Consider the following 21,625-nt stretch of genomic DNA (forward strand, 5'->3'; position numbering starts at 1 on the left):
GGCTGGGTGCGTGAGCAGGCACACGGCGTCCGTGAGCAGGCACGCAGGAATGGAAGAGTCCGATCGACGGAGGGTTTGACAGTGGTTCAAGCCATGCGTAAGCCTTGGCCGACGGGTATCGGGACGGCGCGAAGGCGGGCCATGCAGGCCATGAACAGCGAGGAGCTGCTGGCCTTTCTGGCGGCCGTGGGCCACGCCCAGCGCATCCGGATCATCACGGAGCTGGCCACGGGGCCGCTGTACGTGAGCGAACTCGCCCGCCGCCTCGGCGTCTCGCGGCCCTTGCTCTACATGCACCTGGAGCGCCTGGAGAAGGCCGGTCTGGTGATCGGCAGGCTGGAGCTCTCCGACGACGGCAAGGCCCTGAAGTACTTCGAACTCGCGCCCTTTGACGTGCAGTTGAACGTCGATACGATTCTCGCGGCTGCCCGCCTCGACGGGGCGGACGCTCCACCGGACGGGACGGGCGAAGCCGGAAAGCACTCACCAAAGGGGACGCCCCAATGAGCGACGCGATCATCCCGATCGCTTTCTTCCTGATCCTTGCCGGCGCAATCGTGACGGTGGCCAAATTCCAGACGCAGCGCAGCCGTGAGCGCGACCTCGAGTACGCGCAGGCGATGGAGGGCTACCGCAAGGCGCTGGACTCGGTCACGGCCCAGCAGGAAGCCATGCGGACCCAGCTCACCGAGCTGAACGTCCGGGTGCAGTCCATGGAGAGCATGCTGCGCGCCGTCGAGTGAGCCCCCGCCCGGTCCTGGACCGTCCCGCGGGATCCGACCCGGGTGAGGAAGCCGTTAACGTGGACTCGAGCAAACACGGGGAACATGCGAGGGCGAGAGTCATGAGTAGGGCATTTACGCAGGTCACGAGGGCCATGAGGAGCGCGGGGTAACGACGTGCACATCGTCATCATGGGCTGCGGGAGAGTCGGTTCCGCTCTCGCGCAGACCCTGGAACAGCAGGGGCACACGGTCGCCGTCGTCGACCAGGACCCCACCGCATTCCGCCGTCTGGGCTCCGGCTTCGGCGGCCGCCGTGTGACCGGCGTCGGCTTCGACCAGGACACCCTGCGCGAGGCCGGCATCGAGGACGCCGGTGCCTTCGCCGCCGTCTCCAGCGGCGACAACTCCAACATCATCGCCGCCCGGGTGGCCCGCGAGATGTTCGGCATCGAGAACGTCGCGGCCCGTATCTACGACCCGCGCCGCGCCGAGGTCTACCAGCGTCTTGGCATCCCCACGGTCGCCACGGTCCGCTGGACCGCCGACCAGATGCTGCGTCGCCTCCTTCCGTCCGGCGCGGAGCCGCTGTGGCGCGACCCCACCGGCGGTGTGCAGCTCGCCGAGGTGCACGCGTCGGCCGCCTGGATCGGCCACAAGATCAGCCAGCTGCAGGAGGAGACCGGCGTCCGTGTCGCGTTCCTCACCCGGCTCGGCGAGGCGGTCCTGCCGACGTCGCAGACGGTGCTGCAGGAAGGCGACCTGGTGCACGTGATGATGCGCACCGACGAGGTCGAGAAGGTCGAGGCGGCGTTCGCCGAAGGCCCCGAGGAAGGCGGTCACTGATGAGGGTCGCCATTGCCGGAGCCGGCGCGGTGGGCCGTTCCATCGCCGGTGAGCTCCTGGAGAACGGGCACGAGGTCCTACTCGTCGACAAGGCGCCGACGGCCATCTCCGTCGAGCGCGTCCCGCAGGCCGAGTGGCTGCTCGCCGACGCCTGCGAGATCACCTCCCTGGACGAGGCGGCGTTGCAGCGCTGCAACGTCGTGATCGCGGCGACCGGCGACGACAAGGTCAACCTCGTCGTCTCGCTGCTCGCCAAGACCGAGTACGGCGTCCCGCGGGTCGTCGCGCGCGTCAACAACCCCAAGAACGAGTGGCTCTTCAACGAGTCCTGGGGCGTCGACGTCGCGGTGTCCACGCCGCGGCTGATGTCCGCGCTCGTCGAGGAGGCCGTCAGCGTCGGTGACCTGGTGCGCCTCCTTCGCTTCAGCCACGGCGACGCGAACCTCGTCGAGCTGACGCTGCCGCCGGAGTCCGCCCTCGCGGGCACCCGCGTCGGTGACGTCCAGTGGCCCGAGGACACCTCGCTGGTCACCATCATCCGGGGTACGCGCGTGCTCGCGCCGACGCCGGACGACTCGCTCGAAGCGGGTGACGAGCTGCTCTTTGTCGCCGCGCAGGCGCGGGAGGAGCAGTTGGAGGACCTGCTGTCGGTCCGTCGCGACGTCTAGCCCCTGGGCTCTACGCAGGTGGGGGCGCCCGGAACGTTCCGGGCGCCCCCACCTGCGTGACCGCCGGACGGGCTCTCCCCCCGCCCACCCGCCCGAGCTTCCTCCGGCCTGATCGACAGCCCGGCACCCTCAGCCCTGAACGGGCCGCCCCCGGTCGCGCTCCGCGCTCGTCCTCAAAGGCCGGACGGGCTTTCTCCCACCCTCCCGCCCCCACCATTGCTTCGGATGGAGTGGTCCGCACCGCCTGCCCGGTGCCCTTCAACCCGCCTCGGCGAAGTAGCTCTCAGCCCGTCCGGCGATTGAGGACGAGGCGCGGAGCGCCGATCGGCGGCGGACCGTCCCACGGCAACGGGACACCCGCCCCCGGGGCCCAGGGGCGGAGCCCTGGGAACGGTGAAGGGGTGGGGCCCCTGGGAACGGTGCAGGGGTGGGACCGGGGCGCCCCGCGAAGGCCCGCCGGCGCTAGCCCTGGCGCTGCTGAGCGGCCGCCGCCTTCCGCTCCGCCTCGGCCTTCTCCTCGGCCTCCATCTCCGCGAACACATCGATCGGCGGCGGCGCCTTCGCCAGGAACACCCAGGTGAAGTAGACGGCGAGGACCATCGGCGGCAGCTTGAGGGCGATCAGGACCCAGCCGAGCTGCTCGGTGTCCGCCCACCAGTACAGCGGGAAGAGGATGGCGTACTTGGCGAGGAAGATCAGGCCCCAGGCGAGGGACGCCTTCGTGTAGGCCTTCTTGCGGCCCGGATTGCGGGTGCGCCAGGAGAGGTTCTCGCGGAAGACCGGGCCGAGCAGCAGCCCGAGCAGCGGATAGCCGACGAGCGCGGAGAGGAAGAAGGCCGCGCCGAGTCCGGTGCCGTAGATCATGCCGGGCAGGTAGAAGTCCTTGGCGTTGCCCGTGAACATGGCGAAGGCCACGCCGAAGGCGACGCCGAAGACGCCGCTGAAGGCATGCTTGACGGTGTCGCGCCGGACGAGGCGGACCACGACGAGGATCAGCGCCACGGCGAGGGCCGCGATGGCCGACAGGTGCAGGTCCTTGTTGATCGTGTAGATCAGCACGAACAGCAGGCCCGGCACCATCGTCTCGACCGTGCCGCGGATGCCGCCGAAGGCGTCGAACAACGCGGCCTGGGTGAGCGCCCTGGTCTCGGCGTCCTGGGCCGCGCGCGCGGCCTCCGCGTCCTGCGGGCGGTCGCCCACGGCCTGGTCGGTCGGCTTGTCGACTGACGTCACCGGTTACTCCCGTCCGAGCGGTCTGAGTTCGTACTTGGGGTTGAAGAGCACTCTGCGGCCGCGGTCTATGGAGATCCGCCCCGACGCGATCAGGCGGCGCCCCGGCTCGATCCCCACGATGGAGCGCCGGCCGAGCCACACCACGTCGAGCGCGGCGGAGCCGTCGAACAGCTCCGCCTCCAGGGCGGGGACGCCGGCGCGGGGCCGCAGGGTGACCGTGCGCAACGTACCAGTAACGGTGACTATCTGGCGGTCGTGGCAGTCGCCGATGCGCGTACAGCCGGCCGTCTCTGCGTCCTCGCGCAGCTCCTGCGACTCCAGGTCCTCCTGGGAGGACGACAGCCGGTCGAGCATGCGCCGGAAGCGGCCTGCCGGCTTGCCGGATCCAGGGGCAGAACCAGGAACAGCACTCATACCCGAAGCGTACCGGTGGTCACCGGCGGCCCCGCAATGGGTGCGCTCACCTGTGCTGATGCCCGCCCAGGACGGGCCTCAAGCCTCCGCCCGGCGAATCCCGACCACCGATCCGGCCGCCGATCCCCCGCGGTCACCGCTCCCCCGCCGTCACGCGACCGCGCTACCGCTCGAACCGGTATCCCATCCCGGGCTCCGTGATGAAGTGCCGGGGGTGCGCCGGGTCCGCCTCCAGCTTGCGGCGCAGTTGGGCCATGTAGACGCGGAGGTAGTTCGTCTCCGTGCCGTACGAGGGGCCCCACACTTCCTGCAGGAGCTGCTTCTGGCTGACGAGACGGCCCGCGTTGCGCACCAGGACCTCGAGGAGGTGCCACTCCGTGGGGGTCAGGCGTACGTCGCGGCCGTTGCGGTTGACCTTCTTCGCGGCCAGGTCGACGGTGAAGTCCTCGGTGTCGACCATCACGTCGTCCTCACCGGCACCGGTGGGCTCCGCGCGGCGGACGGCGGCGCGCAGCCGGGCGAGGAGCTCGTCCATGCCGAAGGGCTTGGTCACGTAGTCGTCGGCGCCGGCGTCGAGGGCCTCGACCTTCTCGTCCGAGCTGTGCCGGGCCGAGAGGACCAGGATGGGCACGCGGGTCCAGCCGCGCAGCCCCTTGATCACCTCCACGCCGTCCATGTCGGGCAGACCGAGGTCGAGCACGATCACGTCGGGGTGGCGGGCGGCGGCGAGCTGGAGGGCGGTGGCGCCGTCCGGGGCCGCGTCCACCTCGTACTTGCGTGCCTTCAGATTGATCACGAGGGCGCGTACGATCTGCGGCTCGTCGTCGACCACGAGCACCCGGGTCATTCCTACCTGCCTTTCGGGCTTGTCAGCGCCGCTGACGCGGCTTTCGGCGCCACGTACGGGGCGTTCGGTGGCGGTCACGAGGTCATCTGGGCGGAGAGGTCCGGTACGACGGGCGGTCGTCCGGCCGCCGCCTTCAGCGTGAGCACCATCGTGAGGCCGCCACCAGGAGTGTCCTCCGCATTGAGGGTTCCCCCCATTGATTCCACGAAGCCACGGGCAACCGCGAGACCGAGGCCTACGCCGCTTCCGCGTGGAGCGTCACCGTAGCGCTGGAACGGCTCGAAGATGCGGTCCTTGGCGTCATCGGGGACCCCGGGCCCCCGGTCGACGACCCGCAGTTCCACGCGGTCGCCGAGGGCGCTGGCCGAGACGAACACGGGTTCCTCCTCGGGCGCGTACTTGACGGCGTTCTCCACGATGTTGGCGACCGCGCGCTCCAGGAGGCCCTTGTCGACGGCGACCATCGGCAGGTCCTCGGGGATGTCGAGGTCGACGCTGCCGTCGGGGACGCCGCCGAGAGCCATCGGGACCACCTCGTCGAGGTCGATCTCGCGGATCAGCGGGGCGACCGTGCCGGTCTGCAGGCGGGACATGTCCAGGAGGTTGCCCACCAGGTGGTCGAGGCGGTCGGCGCCCGCCTCGATGCCCGCGAGCAGCTCGGCCTGGTCCTCCTCGGACCACTCCACGTCCTCCGAGCGCAGCGACGACACGGCGGCCTTGATCCCGGCGAGCGGGGTGCGCAGGTCGTGGCTGACGGCGGCGAGCAGGGCGGTGCGGATGCGGTTGCCCTCGGCGAGGGTGCGGGCCTGGTCGGCCTCGGTCTGCAGGCGCTGGCGGTCCAGGACCACGGCGGCCTGCGCGGCGAACGCGGCGAGGACCCGGCGGTCCTCGGCGGGCAGGACGCGGCCGCTCAGGGCGAGCGCCATGTGGTCGCCGACGGGCACGTCCACGTCGGCGTCCTCGGGGCGGCCGACGTGGGCGCGGGCGCCGACACTGCCCGCGCAGGTCCACGGCGTCACGTCGCTCTCGCGCTCCAGCAGGGCCACGGACTCCATGGCGAAGGTCTCGCGGACGGTCTCCAGGAGGGAGTCCAGGCTGTTCTCGCCACGCAGCACGCTGCCCGCGAGGTGGGAGAGGATCTCCGACTCGGCGCGCAGCCGGGCCGCTTGGTGGGTGCGACGCGCGGCGAGGTCCACGACGGAGGCCACGGACACGGCCACGGCCACGAACACGCAGATCGCGACGATGTTCCGTGAGTCGGAGATCGTCCACAGATGCAGCGGCGGGGTGAAGAAGTAATTGAGCAGCAGCGAGCCGACCGCCGCGGACGCGAGGGCCGGAAGCATGCCGCCGAGCATGGCCGCCGCCACGGTCAGCGTCAGGAACAGCAGCATGTCGTTGGCGAGACCGAGGTCCGTGTCGACGTTGGTGAGCAGCAGCGTCAGGAGCGCGGGCCCGACGATGCCGACCAGCCAGCCCCAGATGATCCGGGAGCGGCCGAGCCGGGCACCGCGTGCCACGGGCAGCCCGCGCCCCTTCGCCACCTCACCGTGCGTGACGATGTGGACGTCCAGGTCGGGCCCGGACTCGCGGGCGACGGTGGCGCCGACGCCGGGTCCGAAGATGTACTGCCAGGCCTTGCGGCGCGAGGAGCCGAGGACGATCTGGGTGGCGTTGACGCCGCGCGCGAACGCGAGGAGAGCCGCCGGGATGTCGTCGCCGATGACGTGATGGAACGTTCCGCCCAGATCCTCCACGAGGGTCCGCTGGACGGCCAGCTCCTTCGGCGAGGCCGCGGTGAGGCCGTCGCTGCGGGCGATGTAGACGGCGAGGATCTCGCTGCCCGAGCCCTTGGCGGCCATCCGGGCGGCGCGGCGGATGAGGGTGCGGCCCTCGGGTCCGCCGGTGAGGCCGACGACGATGCGTTCGCGGGCCTGCCAGGTGGAGCGGATGTTGTGCTCGCCCCGGTACTGCTGGAGGTATTCGTCGACCCGGTCCGCCACCCACAGCAGCGCCAGCTCGCGCAGGGCCGTGAGGTTCCCGGGGCGGAAGTAGTTGGACAGGGCCGCGTCGACCTTGTCGGCCTTGTAGATGTTGCCGTGCGCCATCCGGCGGCGCAGCGCCTGGGGCGACATGTCGACCAGCTCGATCTGGTCGGCGCGGCGCACCACCTCGTCCGGCACCGTCTCGCGCTGGCGGACACCGGTGATCGACTCGACCACGTCGCCCAGGGACTCCAGGTGCTGGATGTTGACGGTGGATATGACGTCTATGCCCGCTTCGAGCAGTTCCTCGACGTCCTGCCACCGCTTGGCGTTGCGCGAGCCGGGCACGTTGGTGTGCGGCAGCTCGTCCACGAGCGCGACGGCGGGGGCGCGACGCAGCACGGCGTCGACGTCCATCTCCGTGAACCGCGAGCCGCGGTACTCCAGCTCCTTGCGGGCGACCTGCTCCAGGCCGTGCAGCATCACTTCCGTGCGGGGACGGTTGTGGTGCTCCACGAAGGCCACGACACAGTCGGTGCCGCGTTCGATACGACGGTGCGCCTCGGCGAGCATGGCGTACGTCTTGCCGACGCCTGGTGCCGCACCGAGGTAGATCCGTAGCTTGCCGCGTGCCATGGCCTCATTGTCTTCCTGAAACTGCTGTGTACGCAGCGTCGACCTTACGGCCAATAATTACGGCAAACCGGACGAGGTCGACCTTCCTGAGGCTCCTTGACGCAACCCTGATGCCCTCCAGTGCGTCCGGGGCGGGGCGAAAGCCGCCATTTTCGGACAGCGCTCGGGGCCGCCCCGGCGAGCGGAGCGGCCCCGATCCGGACCAGTACGGCGGCGTACGGTCACGTACGGCCTCGTAGGGACCGATGCGTACAGGTCAGCGCGGATTGTCCCCGTGTGTCAGCGTCTCCCAGGCCACGAAGAGATTGTTGGACCCGGCCGGGCGGTTCCGCTCGGTCAGCCGCTGAGTGTTGGCCATGGGCAAGCCGAGACGATGGTGCAGGGCGTTGTAGCCGACCTCCGTGACCGGCCCGAGGCCGCGGTGCACGGAGCCGCCGCACAGCCATCCGGGCGGCGCCTCGCCCAACTCGTACTTGGCCTGGAAGCCGAGCGCGTGCTGGAGGCGCTCGCCGACGTCCGTGCCGTACAGGTCCTGGCCCTGGATCCGGCTGGTCTCGGCGACGTGCGCGATGGCGGAGATGCCGTAGCCGGTGTGCGTGAAGTCGCGGCAGGTCTCCTGGGTGAGCCCGGCGACGAAGGTGCCCTGCCCCTGCCAGTACTTGACGATCTTCTCGCGGGTGTCGAGGTTCTGGCTCGGCACGGTCTTGGGCAGCGCGCCGTCGGAGGGCAGATAGACGTAGGCGGCGGTGCGCGTGCGGAACTTCGCCATGGCCTTGTCGTACGACGCCTTGTCCTCCAGGAAGACGGAGATGCCGATCGCGGCCTCCATCATCGACAGCTCCCAGTTGCCGTTGGAGTGGGAGCCGTTGATGATCTTCGGAAGGTAGACGTTGCGCAGCATGGTCGCGAAGCGCCCGGAGTTCGCCCAGGTGCCCGTGTACGTGTGCTTGATGATCTCCGCGGCCCTGGGCCAGGAGGAGCCCGCCCAGCCGGTCTGGAGCGGGGCGTTGCTGTTGATGTGGTCCTTGATGGTGCCCGACCAGGCGTCCATCAGCTCGATCGACTTCTTCGCGTACCGCTCGTCACGGGTGACGTACCAGGCGAGGGCGGTGGTGTACGCGGCCAGCGCGTCCTCGCGCTCGTCGGTGCAGCCGTAGTTGGGGTTGGAGTACGAGCCGCACTCGACGATCGCGCGGGGCTTGGGGGTGCGCGAGAGGGAGGCGTACCTGCTCCCCATCATCTGGTCGTAGGCGCCCTTCCAGGGCTGGGCGCCCGCGTTCACCTTCTCGCGGGTGAAGTCCAACTGGCTCTTGGAGACGGTCACTCCGGGGTGCGCGAAGGCGGCGGGGGCCGCGTCGGCGCGGTCGGCGCCGGGCCAGGCGAGCAGGGTGGCGGCGAGGGCGGCCACGGCGGTGGCGGCGGTCGCGAGGAGGGCCGGGCGTGCTCTGCGGCGGTGGCGTACGGGTGTGGGGGTGGGCGCCATGAGGAGGCCATCCGTTCGTGTATGTGAACTTCAAGTGCCTTTCTGAACACGCGTGTTGAACGGTGACCATAGGTACGGACCTGACTTCCGTCAAGGCTTGAAGAAGGCGGGAAGCAGGCAGAAAGAAGGCGGGAGCAAGGTACGAAGAAGGCCCCCCGTGGTCCGGCGAACCGGACCACGGGGGGCCAAAGGCGCTCGGGAAGGTCAGCCCTTCTCCGCCACCAGGTGCTTCAACGCGATGTTGAGCTTGAGGACGTTGACGCGCGGCTCGCCCATGAAGCCGAGGATCCGCCCGTCGGTGTGGTCGTCGACCAGCTTCTCCACCTGCTTGACGTCCAGACCGTTCTTGTCCGCGACGCGGTGGGCCTGGAGGTCGGCGTACTTCGGGGAGATGTGCGGGTCCAGGCCCGAGCCCGAGGACGTCACGGCCTCCGCCGGGATGTCCGAGGGCTTGACCTTGTAGTCGGCCGTCTGGTTGTCCTTGATGACGGCGTCCCGGGCGGCGAGGACCTGGGCGCACAGCCCCTCCTCGGCCTTGGGGTCGCAGACCTCCTTGCCGTCCTTCGTCTTCATGGACCCGGAGTCGCCGGCCAGGTTGGTGGCGCCGGACAGGATCAGCTTGTACTGCGTGTTCACACTGTTCGCGCCGAGCCCGTTGGACGGCCGGGGCTGGAACCACTTCAGGTCCGGCTCCGGGGTCTCCTGGCCCTTCTTCAGCGGCAGGTCGTAGCGCTGTCCGATCAGCTCGGAGCCGACGACCTTGCCGCCGTCCTTGATCTCGGAGCCGTTGGCCTTGTTGTTGAACAGGGCCTGGGCGACGCCGGTCACGGCGAGCGGGTAGATCACGCCACAGATCACCGTGAGCACGAGCAGGGCCCTCAGTCCGGCGCCGAGCAACCGCGCGGTGTTTCCTACGGACTTGTTCATGGCGATCAACCGATTCCGGGGATGAGGGAGATGATCAGGTCGATGATCTTGATGCCGATGAACGGCGCCACCAGACCACCGAGCCCGTAGATGCCGAGGTTGCGCCGCAGCATCCGGTCCGCGCTCATCGGCCGGTACTGCACACCCTTGAGAGCCAGCGGTACGAGGGCCACGATGATCAGCGCGTTGAAGATGACGGCCGACAGGATCGCGGACTTGGGGCTGGACAGGTCCATGACGTTGAGCTTGTCCAGGCCCGGGTAGACCACCGCGAACATCGCCGGGATGATCGCGAAGTACTTCGCGACGTCGTTGGCGATCGAGAAGGTGGTCAGGGCGCCGCGGGTGATCAGCAACTGCTTGCCGATCTCCACGATCTCGATGAGCTTGGTCGGGTTGGAGTCCAGGTCCACCATGTTCCCGGCCTCCTTGGCGGCCGAGGTACCGGTGTTCATGGCCACGCCGACGTCGGCCTGCGCGAGCGCGGGCGCGTCATTCGTGCCGTCACCCGTCATCGCGACCAGCTTGCCACCGGCCTGCTCGCGCTTGATGAGCGCCATCTTGTCCTCGGGAGTGGCCTCCGCGAGGAAGTCGTCCACACCCGCCTCGTCGGCGATCGCCTTGGCCGTCAGCGGGTTGTCACCCGTGATCATGACGGTCTTGATGCCCATGCGGCGCAGCTCGTCGAACCGCTCCCGCATGCCCTCCTTGACCACGTCCTTCAGGTGGATGACGCCCAGGACGCGGGCGCCCTCGGTGTCCTCCAGGGCGACGAGCAGCGGCGTGCCGCCCGCCTGGGAGATCTTGTCGGTGAGCTCCTGGGCCTCGGGCGTGACGGTGCCGCCGCGCTCCTCGACCCAGGCGACGACCGAGCCGGTCGCGCCCTTGCGGACCTTGCGGCCGTCCACGTCCACACCCGACATCCGGGTCTGGGCGGTGAAGGCGACCCACTCGGCGTCCACCAGTTCGCCCTGGTGGCGCTCGCGCAGGCCGTACTTCTCCTTGGCGAGCACGACGATGGAGCGGCCCTCGGGCGTCTCGTCGGCGAGCGAGGACAGCTGGGCGGCGTCCGCCACCTCGGCCTCGGTCGTCCCGCGCACCGGCACGAACTCGGAGGCCTGGCGGTTGCCGAGCGTGATGGTGCCGGTCTTGTCGAGCAGCAGCGTGGAGACGTCACCGGCGGCTTCCACCGCACGGCCGGACATCGCGAGGACGTTGCGCTGGACCAGGCGGTCCATGCCCGCGATGCCGATCGCGGAGAGCAGCGCACCGATGGTCGTCGGGATCAGGCAGACAAGGAGGGCGGCCAGGACGATCATGGACTGCTCGGCGCCCGCGTACACCGCGAACGGCTGCAGCGTGACGACCGCGAGCAGGAAGACGATGGTCAGCGAGGCGAGCAGGATGTTCAGCGCGATCTCGTTGGGCGTCTTCTGCCGGGCCGCGCCCTCGACCAGGTTGATCATCCGGTCGATGAAGGTCTCGCCGGGCTTCGTCGTGATCTTGATGACGACGCGGTCGGAGAGGACCTTCGTACCGCCGGTGACGGCCGAGCGGTCGCCGCCGGACTCACGGATGACCGGAGCCGACTCACCGGTGATCGCCGACTCGTCGACGCTCGCCACGCCCTCGACGACGTCGCCGTCGCCGGGGATCACGTCGCCCGCCTCGCAGACGACCAGGTCACCGATCTTGAGCTCGGTGCCGGGCACCTGCTCCTCGGTCTTGCCGTCGCTGGAGAGCCGGCGCGCGACGGTGTCCGTCTTGGCCTTGCGCAGCGTGTCGGCCTGGGCCTTGCCGCGGCCCTCGGCCACGGCCTCCGCGAGGTTCGCGAAGATCGTGGTCAGCCACAGCCACGCGGTGATCGCCCAGCCGAACCAGTCGCCCGGGTCCTTCACGGCGAGCACGGTGGTGAGCACCGAGCCGATCAGGACCACGAACATCACGGGGGACTTGATCATCACCCGCGGGTCGAGCTTCCTGATGGCGTCCGGGAACGACTTCAGCAGCTGCTTGGGGTCGAACAGGCCGCCGCCGACCTTGCCGTCGTCCGGCTTGTGTCCGGTGGGCATGTCCTGGTGCGGCGCACGCGTCGGAGTAGCGGTGGACGTAGAGGACATGGAGCTGGGCTCCTCTTGCTTCCTGGTGTCGGTGGTCATGACGCGAGCCCCTCCGCGAGGGGCCCGAGCGCGAGCGCCGGGAAGTACGTCAGACCGGTAATGATCATGATGGTGCCGACCAGCAGGCCCGTGAACAGGGGCTTCTCGGTACGGAGGGTGCCCGCCGTGGCCGGGATCGGCTTCTGCTCGGCCAGCGAACCGGCGAGCGCGAGGACGAACACCATCGGCAGGAACCGGCCGAGCAGCATCGCGAGACCGATCGTGGTGTTGAACCACTGCGTGTCCGCGTTCAGACCGGCGAAGGCCGAGCCGTTGTTGTTGGCGCCGGAGGTGAAGGCGTACAGGATCTCGGAGAAGCCGTGCGCGCCGCTGTTGGTCATCGAGTCCTTCGGCGTGTCCATCGCCATCGAGGCGCCGGTGAAGCCGAGGACGAGCGCGGGCGTGACGAGGATGTAGCAGGCCGCGAGCTTGATCTCGCGGGTGCCGATCTTCTTGCCCAGGTACTCGGGCGTACGGCCGACCATGAGACCCGCGATGAAGACCGCGATGATCGCCATGATCAGCATGCCGTAGAGGCCGGAGCCGACACCGCCGGGCGCGATCTCGCCGAGCTGCATGCCGAGCAGGTTGATGCCGCCACCGAAGCCGGTGTTGGAGGAGTGGAAGGAGTTCACCGCACCCGTCGAGGTGAGCGTCGTGGAGACCGAGAAGATCGCCGAGCCGCCGATCCCGAAGCGGGTCTCCTTGCCCTCCATGGCGCCGCCCGCGAGGTCGAACGCCGGGCCGCCGTGGTGGAACTCGGTCCACATCATCAGGGCGACGAAGCCGAGCCAGATCGTCGCCATCGTGGCGAGGATCGCGTAGCCCTGCTTGACCGAGCCGACCATCTTGCCGAAGGTCCGGGTCAGGGCGAACGGGATGACCAGGATCAGGAAGATCTCGAAGAGGTTCGAGATCGGGTTCGGGTTCTCGAAGGGGTGGGCGGAGTTGGCGTTGAAGTAACCGCCACCGTTGGTGCCCAGCTCCTTGATGACCTCCTGCGAGGCGACCGCGCCGCCGTTCCACTGCTGCTCGCCGCCCATGAACTGGCCGACGCCGTGGATCCCGGAGAAGTTCTGGATCGCGCCGCAGGCGACCAGGACGATCGCGCCGATGACGGAGATCGGGATGAGGATGCGGACGACACCACGGACCAGGTCGGTCCAGAAGTTGCCGAGCTCACCGGTGCGCGAGCGCGCGAAGCCGCGCACCAGGGCGACGGCGACGGCGATGCCGACGGCGGCCGAGACGAAGTTCTGCACCGCGAGGCCGCCGGTCTGCACGACATGGCCCATGGCCTGCTCGCCGTAGTACGACTGCCAGTTGGTGTTCGCCACGAACGAGGTCGCCGTGTTGAACGCCTGGTCCGGGTCGATGGCCTGGAAGCCGAGCGAGCCCGGCAGCGAGCCCTGGAGCCGCTGCAGCAGGTACAGGAACAGCACACTGATCGCGGAGAAGGCCAGCACGCCGCGCAGATAGGCGGGCCAGCGCATTTCGGTGTTGGGGTTGGCACCGATGCCCTTGTAGATCCACTTCTCGACGCGCAGGTGCTTGTCGGAGGAGTAGACGCCGGCCATGTAGTCGCCGAGGGGGCGGTATGCGAGGGCCAGTGCGGCGACGAGCGCGAGCAGCTGGAGCACACCAGCGAGGACGGGACTCATTTCTTGACTCAGAACCTCTCCGGGAACACAAGGGCGAGGACGAGATAGCCCAGCAGGGCGACGGCCACGACGAGGCCGACGATGTTTTCGGCGGTCACAGCTTCGCCACCCCCTTGGCAACGAGTGCCACCAGCGCAAAGACCGCGATCGTGGTGACGACGAAGGCCACGTCGGCCATCGTGTGCTCCTAGATGAGATTCGGAATTACTGACGTGTTGAGGAAACCGCTTCGCTGGCGGGTTTCGATCGTCGTTGACACCTCCCTTACGGGCATTGGCGCCGCATTGACGACTCTCTTACGCGTTCCGTTTCAACCTGGGAAAACGCCGATGGGCCGCACTTCCCAATAAGGGAGTGCGGCCCATCGGCTCGCAACTTTTCCGATCAGCCAGGACCGCGGGACCGGTGTCCCGGGGTCACCCGTTCGGACGCGTCGGCGGCTGGATCGTCAACGTACTTCGGTGATTTCCGGCCCGCGCGCGAGCTGGCCCATGCCACCGGAGAACCGGGAGGTCTCCTGGTCCTCCTGCTGGACGCCCTCGGGCACCATCTGCGCGTCGTCCGGCAGCTTCAGGACGATCGGGTCGCGCGGGGCCATCGGACCCTCCCCGCGCACCACGACGGTGTCCCGGAAGATCTGCTCCAGGAGCCCGGCGGCCTGCGGCTGCACGGCCCCCTGCCCGGAGATCACACCCCGCAGGAACCAGCGCGGCCCGTCCACACCGACGAACCTGACCACCTGGAAGCCGCCCGTGCCGTCCGGCAGCTGCACCGGCACCTGCGCGCGCAGCTCCCAGCCGAGCGGACCCTCGACCTCGTCGATGACACCGCCCTGCTGCGTGATGCCCGAGGCGATCTCCTCGCGGACCTCGCCCCAGATGCCCTCGCGCTTGGGGGCGGCGAAGCCCTGCAGCTGCACGGCGCTGTCCTGGAGCACGACGGTGGCCGCGACGATCGCGTCACCGGCGACCTCCACGCGCAGCTCCATGCCCTCGACCCCCGGCACGAAAAGACCGCCCAGGTCGACCCGGCCCTCGCCGGGCTCACGGACCTCGGAGATGTCCCAGGGACCGTCGGGGCGCGGCTCCGGCTCCAGCCTCACCCGCTGCGACCCAGCGCCCTCGGAGTCCTCGGCCTCGTTGTCGATGCCGTCGACGACCTGCTCGGCCTCGCTCGCCGCGTCCTCGGCGGCACCGCTCTTCTTGCGACGTCCGAACACGTCACTGTCCTTCCCGGTCGGATACGACCGACGCGTATCGATTCCCACCCGTTTGTTCATCGGCGCTGACGCCCACGGCGGCATGACCCCCGGTGGACCCGAATCCCCCTTCGGCCCGCACCGAGCCGGGAAGCTCCGCCACCTCCTGGAAGCGCACCTTCTCGACCTGCTGGACGACCAGTTGGGCAATCCGGTCGAAGCGCTCGAACCGCACGCTCTCGCGCGGGTCGAGATTCACCACGATCACCTTGATCTCCCCACGGTACCCGGCATCAATCGTCCCCGGGGCATTCACCATGGCGACACCGCAGCGTGCGGCGAGGCCCGACCGGGGGTGCACGAAGGCCGCGTACCCCTCGGGCAGCGCGATGGAAACCCCGGTCGGCAGCACCGCCCGTTCACCGGGCGCCAGTTCGCAGGCCTCGGTCGTCCGCACATCGGCACCGGCATCGCCGGGCTGCGCGTACGACGGCAGCGGTACGTCGGGGTCGACGCGCCGGATCAGCACGTCCAAAGGGGCAGGGTGGGTCACGGGTTCACCTCGAAGGCGCGGGCGCGCCGGATCTGGTCCGGGTCGTTCATGGCCGCGCGGATCTCCTCCGGGCGGCCGTTTTCGATGAAGTGGTCCACCTTCACCTCGATGAAGAGGGCGTCGGCACGCACGGCGACAGGGCCTTCGGGCCCGCCGATCCGGCCGGTGGCGGTCGAATAGATCTTCCGTCCGGCCACGGCCGTCACCTCGGCCTCGAGGAACAGCACGGTGCCGACCGGAACAGGCCGCCGGAAGTCCGTCTCAAGACGCCCGGTCACGGCGATCACCCGCAGCAGCCAGTTCAGGGAGCCGAGCGTCTCGTCGAGCGCGGTGGCGAGCACGCCGCCGTGCGCGAGCCCCGGAGCCCCCTGATGCGCCTCGCGCACCGTGAACTCGGCGGTGATGGCGACGCCTTCACCGGCCCGCGCCTCCAGGTGCAGCCCGTGGGCCTGCCCTCCCCCGCACCCGAAACAGTGCTCGTAGTGCGCGCCGATGAGCTCGCCGGGCGCGGGCGCGTCCGGGTGGCGGGCAGGACGTATGGCGTCCGCCGGGGGTGTCAGAGCTGCTGATGTACCACTCACAGGCGCAGACCTTACCTCCGCGTCAGCGACCGTCGCGCACCGTGCCAAGCTTGGCTTCATGCAGCCTTACGAAGAACGCCTGACCGCGCCCCGTTCGTGGTGGCTCGTCTCGGTCCTCGTCGGTATCGCGGCGGGCCTGACGATGCTCCCGTTCGGCACGCTGCCCCTGCTGGGCGGCCTGGTCGGCGGGACGGCCCTGGCGGCGGTCCTCACCAGCACGTACGGCGCGGTGCGGATCCGTGTCGTGGCGGGCTCCCTGGTCGCCGGTGACGCGAAGATCCCGGTGACGGCGCTGGGGGCGGCCGAGCCCCTGGACGAGGACGAGGCCCGCGCCTGGCGGACCTACAAGGCGGATCCGCGCGCGTTCATGGTGCTGCGCAGCTACATCCCTACGGCACTGCGGGTAGAGGTGACGGACCCCGAGGACCCCACTCCGTACGTGTATCTGTCGACGCGGAACCCCGAGGGCCTGGCGGCGGCCTTGAACGCCGTACGCGCGGCGTAGTGCCCTTGGTCCCCCGATGGTCCCCCCGACGTGCCCTTGGCTCCTCGGCAGGCCGGTCCTCGACGACGAGTCGCTGACGGCGGAGCCGGGGCTTCGGGGACTTCGGGGGTTTCAGCCCCCGAGCTCCTTGGGCTTGTGACCGAGCCGCAGCGGATCGACGGGGGCCTCCAGCGGCGGCAGGCCCTCGAGCGCGTCCCACGGCACCTGGGTCCGGCGCAGGTCGGCCCGCACGCGCTCGGCGAGCTTCTTGGTGTCCCTGCGGTTCATCACGGCGCCGACCGCCGCGCCCACCATGAACGGCAGCAGGTTCGGCAGGTTGCGCACCATCCGCTTCATGATCTGCTGGCGCAGTTCCCGCTTCATCTGGCTGCCGAGCGCCGCGTTGATCGACGCGGGCTTGACCACGTCGATGCCGCGCTCCTCGGTCCAGGCGCGCAGATACGCGGCGCTGCGCTCCTTGAGGTTGCCCTCGGGCCGGCGGCCGTAGACCTCGTGCAGCTCCGCGACCAGCTTCAGCTCTATGGCCGCGACGCCGGTGATCTCGGCGGCCAGCTCGGCGGGCATCGCGGGCGGCACGGGCAGCATCGCCGCCGCGCCGATTCCGGCGCCCACCGTGGAGGTCGCGTTCGCCGCCCCGGCGATGAGCTTGTCCGCAAGCTGCTCGGGGCCGAGGCCCGGGAACTGCTTGCGGAGCGTCGCCAGGTCGCGGACCGGGACCCGCGGGGCGTTCTCGATGATCCGGTCGGCGAGATAGCCGATGCCGGCCTTGGCGCTGCGCCCGCCGCGGCGCACGCCGTTCTTCAGTCCGTTCGTGACGGCGGTGAGGCGGCGGCCCTTGCCGCGGGCCCCCTGCTCGTCCGTCTCCGTGCCTTCCCCGTCGAACTCCCTGTCCGCCGCTGCGAGAGCGGCCGTCTGCGGCACTGCCAGGGCGGAACCGCGCACCAACACGGGAACCGCCTCGTACGCCGCCTCAGCGACGTCCTGTGCCCTTGTGGCGCCGTCGCCGTGCGACGCGGCACCGGCAGGGTCGAGCGAGGCCTCAGGGCCCCGCTCGGCCTCCGACGCGCGCTCGGGCGCGTCCGCGTCCGCTCCCTGGTCCTGGAAGCGGTGCTTCCTGGGCGGGGTCGAGCCTGTCACGGCCGACCCCGCTTCAGTCGCAGTCGCGGCAGATCGGCTGGCCGTTCTTCTCCCGGGCCAGCTGGCTGCGGTGGTGCACCAGGAAGCAGCTCATGCACGTGAACTCGTCCTGCTGCTTGGGGAGCACGCGCACGGCGAGCTCCTCGTTGGACAGGTCCGCGCCGGGCAGCTCCAGGCCCTCGGCGGCCTCGAACTCGTCGACGTCTACCGACGACGTCGACTTGTCGTTCCGCCGGGCCTTCAGTTCCTCGATGCTGTCCTCGTTGACGTCATCGTCGGTCTTGCGTGGGGTGTCGTAGTCCGTTGCCATGTCGCTCTCCCCCTCTGGGTGTCTGCGGTGTCTCAGCGCACGTAACGCGTGAGAGGCCGGACTTGTGCCCGACCTGAGGCGGAGATTTTGCCTCACATCAAGGTCTGTTACTCAATCGACACCCAACCGCACCCCTGAAGAGGTGATCGGTTTGGATGGCGATCGGGACCGTACACGGTCCGAATGTCGCACTTCACGGGCGCCACCCCGAGTACTTCCCGTGATCAAGACCCCCGAAAACCCGGATTTTCCCGGCTTTCCGGCGACTTCAGCGGTCACGGAGAGTAGATGGCCGAAAAATCGCTCCTGTGATCGATCACACAGGAATCCCCGGGGAACAGGTCCCGAAAATTCCGCGTAAAGCGAACATCTTGGCGCTTGTGCGGCAGCATCTCAGATCGGCAGGGTGACTCGCATCACGAGCCCACCCCCCTCGCGCGGCTCCGCGATGATACGGCCCCCGTGGGCCCGCGCCACCGACCGGGCGATGGACAGGCCGAGACCGACCCCCTTGTCACTGCCCGTGCGCTCGGTGCGCAGGCGGCGGAAGGGCTCGAAGAGGCTGTCGATCTCGTACGCGGGCACCACAGGGCCGGTGTTGGTCACCACGAGGACGGCCTGGCCGTGCTGGGTCTCCGTGGCCACCTCGACCCAGCCGTCCTCGTGGACGTTGTAGCGCACCGCGTTCTGCACGAGGTTCAGCGCGATGCGCTCCAGGAGCACGCCGTTGCCCTGCACGACCGCGGGGCCCCGCTCGCCGCGGATCTGCACGCCCTTGGCGTCGGCCTCGGACAGCGCCTGGTCGACGGCGCGGTCGGCGACCTCCGCGAGGTCCACGGGCTTGCGCTCCACGATCTGGTTGTCGCTGCGGGCGAGCAGCAGCAGGCCCTCCACGAGTTGCTCGCTGCGCTCGTTGGTCGCGAGCAGCGTCTTGCCGAGCTGTTGCAGCTCCACGGGTGCGCCGGGATCGGACAGGTGCACTTCGAGGAGTGTGCGGTTGATGGCCAGGGGTGTGCGCAGTTCGTGCGAGGCGTTGCCGACGAAGCGCTGCTGGGCCGTGAAGGCGCGCTGTAGTCGCTCCAGCATCTCGTCGAAGGTGTCCGAGAGCTCCTTCAGCTCGTCGTCCGGGCCGTCCAGCTCGATGCGGCGGGACAGGTCGGAGCCCGCCACCGCGCGCGCGGTGCGGGTGATCCGGCCGAGCGGGGACAGCACGCGGCCCGCCATCGCGTAGCCGAAGGCGAAGGCGATGACCGCGAGGCCGAGCAGGGCGAGCAGCGAGCGGCTGAGCAGGTTGTCCAGGGCGACCTGGCGCTGGTGGTCGGTGCAGGCGCTGATCGCGGAGTTGAACTCGGGGATCAGCAGGTTGCCCGAAGAGGCCTGCGGACAGTTGTCGCTGGTCACCCGGATCTCCCGGCCGCCCACGATCTTGAACAGAGGTTCGTTGCCGGTGTTCAGGGCCTGCGCGGCGAGGAGGTAGATGATCGAGAGCAGCAGGATGCCCGCGATCAGGAACATCCCGCCGTACAACAGCGTGAGCCTTATCCGGATGGTCGGGCGCAGCCACGGGAAGGGCGGATCGATCTTCCTCGGGTCCCAGGTGGGCTTCGGGGGCGCCCCTGGCGGCGCGGGCGTCGCGGCCACCGGGTCAGATCCGGTAGCCGGAGCCCGGCACCGTCACGATGACGGCGGGCTCGCCGAGCTTGCGGCGCAGGGTCATGACGGTCACCCGGACGACGTTCGTGAACGGGTCCGTGTTCTCGTCCCAGGCCTTCTCCAGGAGCTGCTCCGCGGAGACGACCGCGCCCTCGCTGCGCAGCAGCACCTCCAGGACGGCGAACTCCTTGGGGGCCAGCTGGATCTCCTTGCCGTCGCGGAACACCTCGCGGCGGTTCGGGTCGAGCTTGATGCCGGCGCGCTCCAGGACGGGCGGCAGCGGCACGCTGGTGCGCCGACCCAGGGCACGCACCCGCGCGGTCAGCTCGCTGAACGCGAAGGGCTTGGGGAGATAGTCGTCCGCGCCGATCTCCAGGCCCTCGACGCGGTCGCTGACGTCGCCGGAGGCGGTGAGCATCAGGACGCGCGTCGGCATGCCGAGCTCGACGATCTTGCGGCAGACGTCGTCGCCGTGGACGACGGGCAGGTCACGGTCCAGGACGACCACGTCGTAGTCGTTCACGCCGATGCGTTCCAGGGCGGCCGCGCCGTCGTACACGACGTCGACTGCCATGGCCTCCCGGCGCAGTCCGGTGGCCACCGCATCGGCGAGCAGCTGCTCGTCCTCGACGACGAGTACGCGCACGTCGCTTGTCCTTCCTCTGTGCCCGGCGCGCGGACGCGCCAGGGCAGGCCTGTACGTGGAGTGAGACCTCCATCCTGCCCCTTTCGGCCATAAACCGGCTGTAAGGCGGCCTCGGACCCCGGGAATACGGGATTTTCTGCTCCGGTTGAGGTTTCCGTCGAAGGGGGCGGGGGGAGGACGGCCTTACACCCGCGATCACGCTTCGTATGTGGCACGCCACGACCTGCTTCACGCAGCGGGCGCCGGACGTGATCGCCCCTTCTCCACGGCACACCCCCGTGCCACCGACCCACGACCCAGCCGAGGGGGCGCAACCATGGACGCATTCACCGCAGGTCTCCTGCAGCGCATAAAGACCACGGAGTCCGACCTCACGCGGGCCCGCGAGACAGGCGACGACTTCCTGGCCGAGGTGGAACTGGCCGAGCTGGAGGATCTGCACCGCCTGGCAGCCGAGCACGGCGTGGAGGTCGCCGCCCCGACCCGCTGACCGACCCACTGACCGACCCACTGGCCGGGACGACTCCAGCGTCCGGTCCGGGCCGCACGCGACAGGGCCCCGACACCTCCTGGGAGGTGTCGGGGCCCTGTCGCGCGTGGGTCCGGGCGCGGGGCGCCGGGCTGGGCGGGCCAGGTCAGTCGTGCCAGGCGCCGAGGTCGTCGAGGAGGGCCTGGAGGGGCTCGAAGAGGCCGGGCGGGCCCGCCACCGTCAGCTCGCCCGAGAGGGGCTCTCCGGGGCGGCCGCCGGTCAGGGCGCCCGCCTCCCGGGCGATGAGGTCCCCGGCGGCGAAGTCCCAGGGGTTCAGCCCCCGTTCGTAGTACGCGTCCAGGCGTCCCGCCGCCACGTCGCACAGGTCGATGGCCGCCGAACCGGCCCGCCGGATGTCCCGCACCCGCGGCAGCAGGTGCCGGGCGACCTCGGCCTGGTGGGCGCGCCGCTCGGCGACGTACCCGAAGCCCGTGCCGACGAGGGCCTGCTCGAACGGCGGCGCCGGGCGGACCCGGGCGGGCCGGTCGTCGACGTACACGCCCTGCCCGAGCACTGCGCGGAACGTCTCGCCGCGCACGGGCGCGTGGACGACACCGACCAGGGTCTCGCCGTCCTTGCGGGCGGCGATCGACACCGCCCAGTCCGGGCGGCCGTACAGGTAGTTCACGGTGCCGTCGATGGGGTCGATGACCCACTGGACGCCGCTGGTGCCCTCGGAGCTCGCGCCCTCCTCGCCGAGCACGCCGTCGCCGGGCCTACGGTCGGCGAGGAAGTCCGTGATCAGCTTCTCGGAGGCGATGTCCATCTCGGTGACGACGTCGACGGCGCTGCTCTTGGTCGCGGCGACGCCGAGGTCGGCGGGGCGGCCGTCGCGCAGCAGCTCACCGGCGCGGCTCGCGGCTTCCAGGGCGACGGCGAGCAGTTCGGCCTTGAGCCGGTCCTTGGGGGCGGGGTCAGTCACGGTGCTCCTC

General features: G+C 69.9%; 23 protein-coding genes. 6 read left to right on the forward strand and 17 right to left on the reverse strand.

Features of this window, described 5'->3' with window-relative positions; all coding sequences use genetic code 11:
* Positions 1-150: 150 nt before the first annotated feature.
* The 4 genes from ACZ6BG_RS35795 (at position 151) to ACZ6BG_RS35810 (ending at position 2,236) form a co-directional block, all read left to right on the forward strand.
* Entirely contained in the window at positions 151-507 is a 357-nt protein-coding gene (locus ACZ6BG_RS35795) for an ArsR/SmtB family transcription factor (RefSeq protein WP_033263899.1), read from the forward strand.
* Positions 504-743 (forward strand): hypothetical protein, encoded by a 240-nt coding sequence (locus ACZ6BG_RS35800; RefSeq protein WP_469009576.1) that lies wholly within the window; start codon positions 504-506, stop codon positions 741-743. Before ACZ6BG_RS35795 ends, ACZ6BG_RS35800 begins: the two co-directional genes overlap by 4 nt.
* A gap of 156 nt (positions 744-899) precedes the next feature.
* Positions 900-1,568, forward strand: coding sequence for a potassium channel family protein (locus ACZ6BG_RS35805; RefSeq protein ID WP_030357311.1), 669 nt, complete (start codon positions 900-902; stop codon positions 1,566-1,568).
* Positions 1,568-2,236: a potassium channel family protein gene (locus ACZ6BG_RS35810; protein WP_030357312.1), complete on the forward strand. Its 669-nt coding sequence runs from the start codon at positions 1,568-1,570 to the stop codon at positions 2,234-2,236. Before ACZ6BG_RS35805 ends, ACZ6BG_RS35810 begins: the two co-directional genes overlap by 1 nt.
* 462 nt (positions 2,237-2,698) lie before the next feature.
* On the opposite strand, the gene ACZ6BG_RS35815 is transcribed toward ACZ6BG_RS35810, so the two are convergent.
* From ACZ6BG_RS35815 to ACZ6BG_RS35870, 12 genes are all read right to left on the reverse strand, one after another.
* Positions 2,699-3,469: a DUF3159 domain-containing protein gene (locus ACZ6BG_RS35815; RefSeq protein ID WP_468456135.1), complete on the reverse strand. Its 771-nt coding sequence runs from the start codon at positions 3,467-3,469 to the stop codon at positions 2,699-2,701.
* A 3-nt stretch (positions 3,470-3,472) separates the two neighbouring features.
* A complete protein-coding gene (locus ACZ6BG_RS35820; protein WP_190119441.1) occupies positions 3,473-3,883 on the reverse strand; it encodes an OB-fold nucleic acid binding domain-containing protein in 411 nt (136 codons plus the stop codon).
* Between the two features lie 163 nt (positions 3,884-4,046).
* Positions 4,047-4,730, reverse strand: a complete 684-nt coding sequence (locus ACZ6BG_RS35825; RefSeq protein ID WP_087886167.1) for a response regulator — start codon at positions 4,728-4,730, stop codon at positions 4,047-4,049.
* Positions 4,731-4,804: 74 nt separating this feature from the next.
* Positions 4,805-7,351, reverse strand: a complete 2,547-nt coding sequence (locus ACZ6BG_RS35830) for an ATP-binding protein (protein WP_469009581.1) — start codon at positions 7,349-7,351, stop codon at positions 4,805-4,807.
* A gap of 256 nt (positions 7,352-7,607) precedes the next feature.
* Positions 7,608-8,834: an alginate lyase family protein gene (locus ACZ6BG_RS35835; protein WP_469009585.1), complete on the reverse strand. Its 1,227-nt coding sequence runs from the start codon at positions 8,832-8,834 to the stop codon at positions 7,608-7,610.
* A 204-nt stretch (positions 8,835-9,038) separates the two neighbouring features.
* Complete coding sequence (locus ACZ6BG_RS35840) at positions 9,039-9,761, reverse strand: potassium-transporting ATPase subunit C (protein WP_469009589.1); 723 nt, start codon at positions 9,759-9,761, stop codon at positions 9,039-9,041.
* Between the two features lie 5 nt (positions 9,762-9,766).
* Complete coding sequence (kdpB, locus tag ACZ6BG_RS35845) at positions 9,767-11,920, reverse strand: potassium-transporting ATPase subunit KdpB (RefSeq protein WP_469009596.1); 2,154 nt, start codon at positions 11,918-11,920, stop codon at positions 9,767-9,769.
* Positions 11,917-13,581: a potassium-transporting ATPase subunit KdpA gene (kdpA, locus tag ACZ6BG_RS35850; RefSeq protein ID WP_469009599.1), complete on the reverse strand. Its 1,665-nt coding sequence runs from the start codon at positions 13,579-13,581 to the stop codon at positions 11,917-11,919. Before kdpA ends, kdpB begins: the two co-directional genes overlap by 4 nt.
* 8 nt (positions 13,582-13,589) lie before the next feature.
* On the reverse strand, positions 13,590-13,679 hold the full coding sequence (kdpF, locus tag ACZ6BG_RS35855; RefSeq protein WP_033264828.1) for a K(+)-transporting ATPase subunit F: 90 nt from the start codon (positions 13,677-13,679) through the stop codon (positions 13,590-13,592).
* A gap of 350 nt (positions 13,680-14,029) precedes the next feature.
* On the reverse strand, positions 14,030-14,800 hold the full coding sequence (locus tag ACZ6BG_RS35860; protein WP_468456147.1) for a DUF3710 domain-containing protein: 771 nt from the start codon (positions 14,798-14,800) through the stop codon (positions 14,030-14,032).
* Position 14,801: 1 nt separating this feature from the next.
* Entirely contained in the window at positions 14,802-15,308 is a 507-nt protein-coding gene (gene dut / locus ACZ6BG_RS35865) for a dUTP diphosphatase (protein WP_468456374.1), read from the reverse strand.
* Between the two features lie 20 nt (positions 15,309-15,328).
* Positions 15,329-15,913 carry a PaaI family thioesterase gene (locus ACZ6BG_RS35870; protein WP_469009610.1) on the reverse strand — a complete coding sequence of 195 codons (585 nt, stop codon included), beginning with the start codon at positions 15,911-15,913 and terminating at the stop codon, positions 15,329-15,331.
* A gap of 58 nt (positions 15,914-15,971) precedes the next feature.
* Here ACZ6BG_RS35870 and ACZ6BG_RS35875 point away from each other — a divergent pair, with 58 nt between their 5' ends.
* A complete protein-coding gene (locus tag ACZ6BG_RS35875; protein WP_469009615.1) occupies positions 15,972-16,418 on the forward strand; it encodes a DUF3093 domain-containing protein in 447 nt (148 codons plus the stop codon).
* A gap of 111 nt (positions 16,419-16,529) precedes the next feature.
* Here the strand turns inward: ACZ6BG_RS35875 and ACZ6BG_RS35880 are convergent, their stop codons facing one another.
* From ACZ6BG_RS35880 to ACZ6BG_RS35895, 4 genes are all read right to left on the reverse strand, one after another.
* Positions 16,530-17,555: a hypothetical protein gene (locus ACZ6BG_RS35880; RefSeq protein WP_469009619.1), complete on the reverse strand. Its 1,026-nt coding sequence runs from the start codon at positions 17,553-17,555 to the stop codon at positions 16,530-16,532.
* Between the two features lie 13 nt (positions 17,556-17,568).
* The gene (locus ACZ6BG_RS35885; RefSeq protein ID WP_030357326.1) at positions 17,569-17,865 is read right to left on the reverse strand and encodes a DUF4193 domain-containing protein; all 297 of its coding nucleotides are present in this window, start codon (positions 17,863-17,865) and stop codon (positions 17,569-17,571) included.
* A gap of 393 nt (positions 17,866-18,258) precedes the next feature.
* Complete coding sequence (locus ACZ6BG_RS35890; protein ID WP_468456155.1) at positions 18,259-19,506, reverse strand: sensor histidine kinase; 1,248 nt, start codon at positions 19,504-19,506, stop codon at positions 18,259-18,261.
* Positions 19,507-19,510: 4 nt separating this feature from the next.
* Entirely contained in the window at positions 19,511-20,164 is a 654-nt protein-coding gene (locus ACZ6BG_RS35895; protein ID WP_016639100.1) for a response regulator transcription factor, read from the reverse strand.
* A gap of 316 nt (positions 20,165-20,480) precedes the next feature.
* Here ACZ6BG_RS35895 and ACZ6BG_RS35900 point away from each other — a divergent pair, with 316 nt between their 5' ends.
* Entirely contained in the window at positions 20,481-20,654 is a 174-nt protein-coding gene (locus tag ACZ6BG_RS35900; RefSeq protein WP_469009624.1) for a hypothetical protein, read from the forward strand.
* Between the two features lie 145 nt (positions 20,655-20,799).
* On the opposite strand, the gene ACZ6BG_RS35905 is transcribed toward ACZ6BG_RS35900, so the two are convergent.
* The gene (locus tag ACZ6BG_RS35905) at positions 20,800-21,615 is read right to left on the reverse strand and encodes an inositol monophosphatase family protein (protein ID WP_469009626.1); all 816 of its coding nucleotides are present in this window, start codon (positions 21,613-21,615) and stop codon (positions 20,800-20,802) included.
* Between the last annotated feature and the right edge of the window lie 10 nt (positions 21,616-21,625).

This window comes from Streptomyces sp. NPDC041205, from assembly GCF_055591765.1.

Bases quoted from the DNA above. Each gene is read 5' to 3' on its own strand.
- ACZ6BG_RS35795 (WP_033263899.1), top strand. From the start codon at position 151: ATGAACAGCGAGGAGCTGCTGGCCTTTCTGGCGGCCGTGGGCCACGCC.
- ACZ6BG_RS35800 (WP_469009576.1), top strand. From the start codon at position 504: ATGAGCGACGCGATCATCCCGATCGCTTTCTTCCTGATCCTTGCCGGC.
- ACZ6BG_RS35810 (WP_030357312.1), top strand. From the start codon at position 1,568: ATGAGGGTCGCCATTGCCGGAGCCGGCGCGGTGGGCCGTTCCATCGCC.
- ACZ6BG_RS35820 (WP_190119441.1), bottom strand. From the start codon at position 3,883: ATGAGTGCTGTTCCTGGTTCTGCCCCTGGATCCGGCAAGCCGGCAGGC.
- ACZ6BG_RS35825 (WP_087886167.1), bottom strand. From the start codon at position 4,730: ATGACCCGGGTGCTCGTGGTCGACGACGAGCCGCAGATCGTACGCGCC.
- ACZ6BG_RS35830 (WP_469009581.1), bottom strand. From the start codon at position 7,351: ATGGCACGCGGCAAGCTACGGATCTACCTCGGTGCGGCACCAGGCGTC.
- ACZ6BG_RS35835 (WP_469009585.1), bottom strand. From the start codon at position 8,834: ATGGCGCCCACCCCCACACCCGTACGCCACCGCCGCAGAGCACGCCCG.
- ACZ6BG_RS35840 (WP_469009589.1), bottom strand. From the start codon at position 9,761: ATGAACAAGTCCGTAGGAAACACCGCGCGGTTGCTCGGCGCCGGACTG.
- kdpB (WP_469009596.1), bottom strand. From the start codon at position 11,920: ATGACCACCGACACCAGGAAGCAAGAGGAGCCCAGCTCCATGTCCTCT.
- kdpA (WP_469009599.1), bottom strand. From the start codon at position 13,581: ATGAGTCCCGTCCTCGCTGGTGTGCTCCAGCTGCTCGCGCTCGTCGCC.
- ACZ6BG_RS35875 (WP_469009615.1), top strand. From the start codon at position 15,972: ATGCAGCCTTACGAAGAACGCCTGACCGCGCCCCGTTCGTGGTGGCTC.
- ACZ6BG_RS35885 (WP_030357326.1), bottom strand. From the start codon at position 17,865: ATGGCAACGGACTACGACACCCCACGCAAGACCGACGATGACGTCAAC.
- ACZ6BG_RS35900 (WP_469009624.1), top strand. From the start codon at position 20,481: ATGGACGCATTCACCGCAGGTCTCCTGCAGCGCATAAAGACCACGGAG.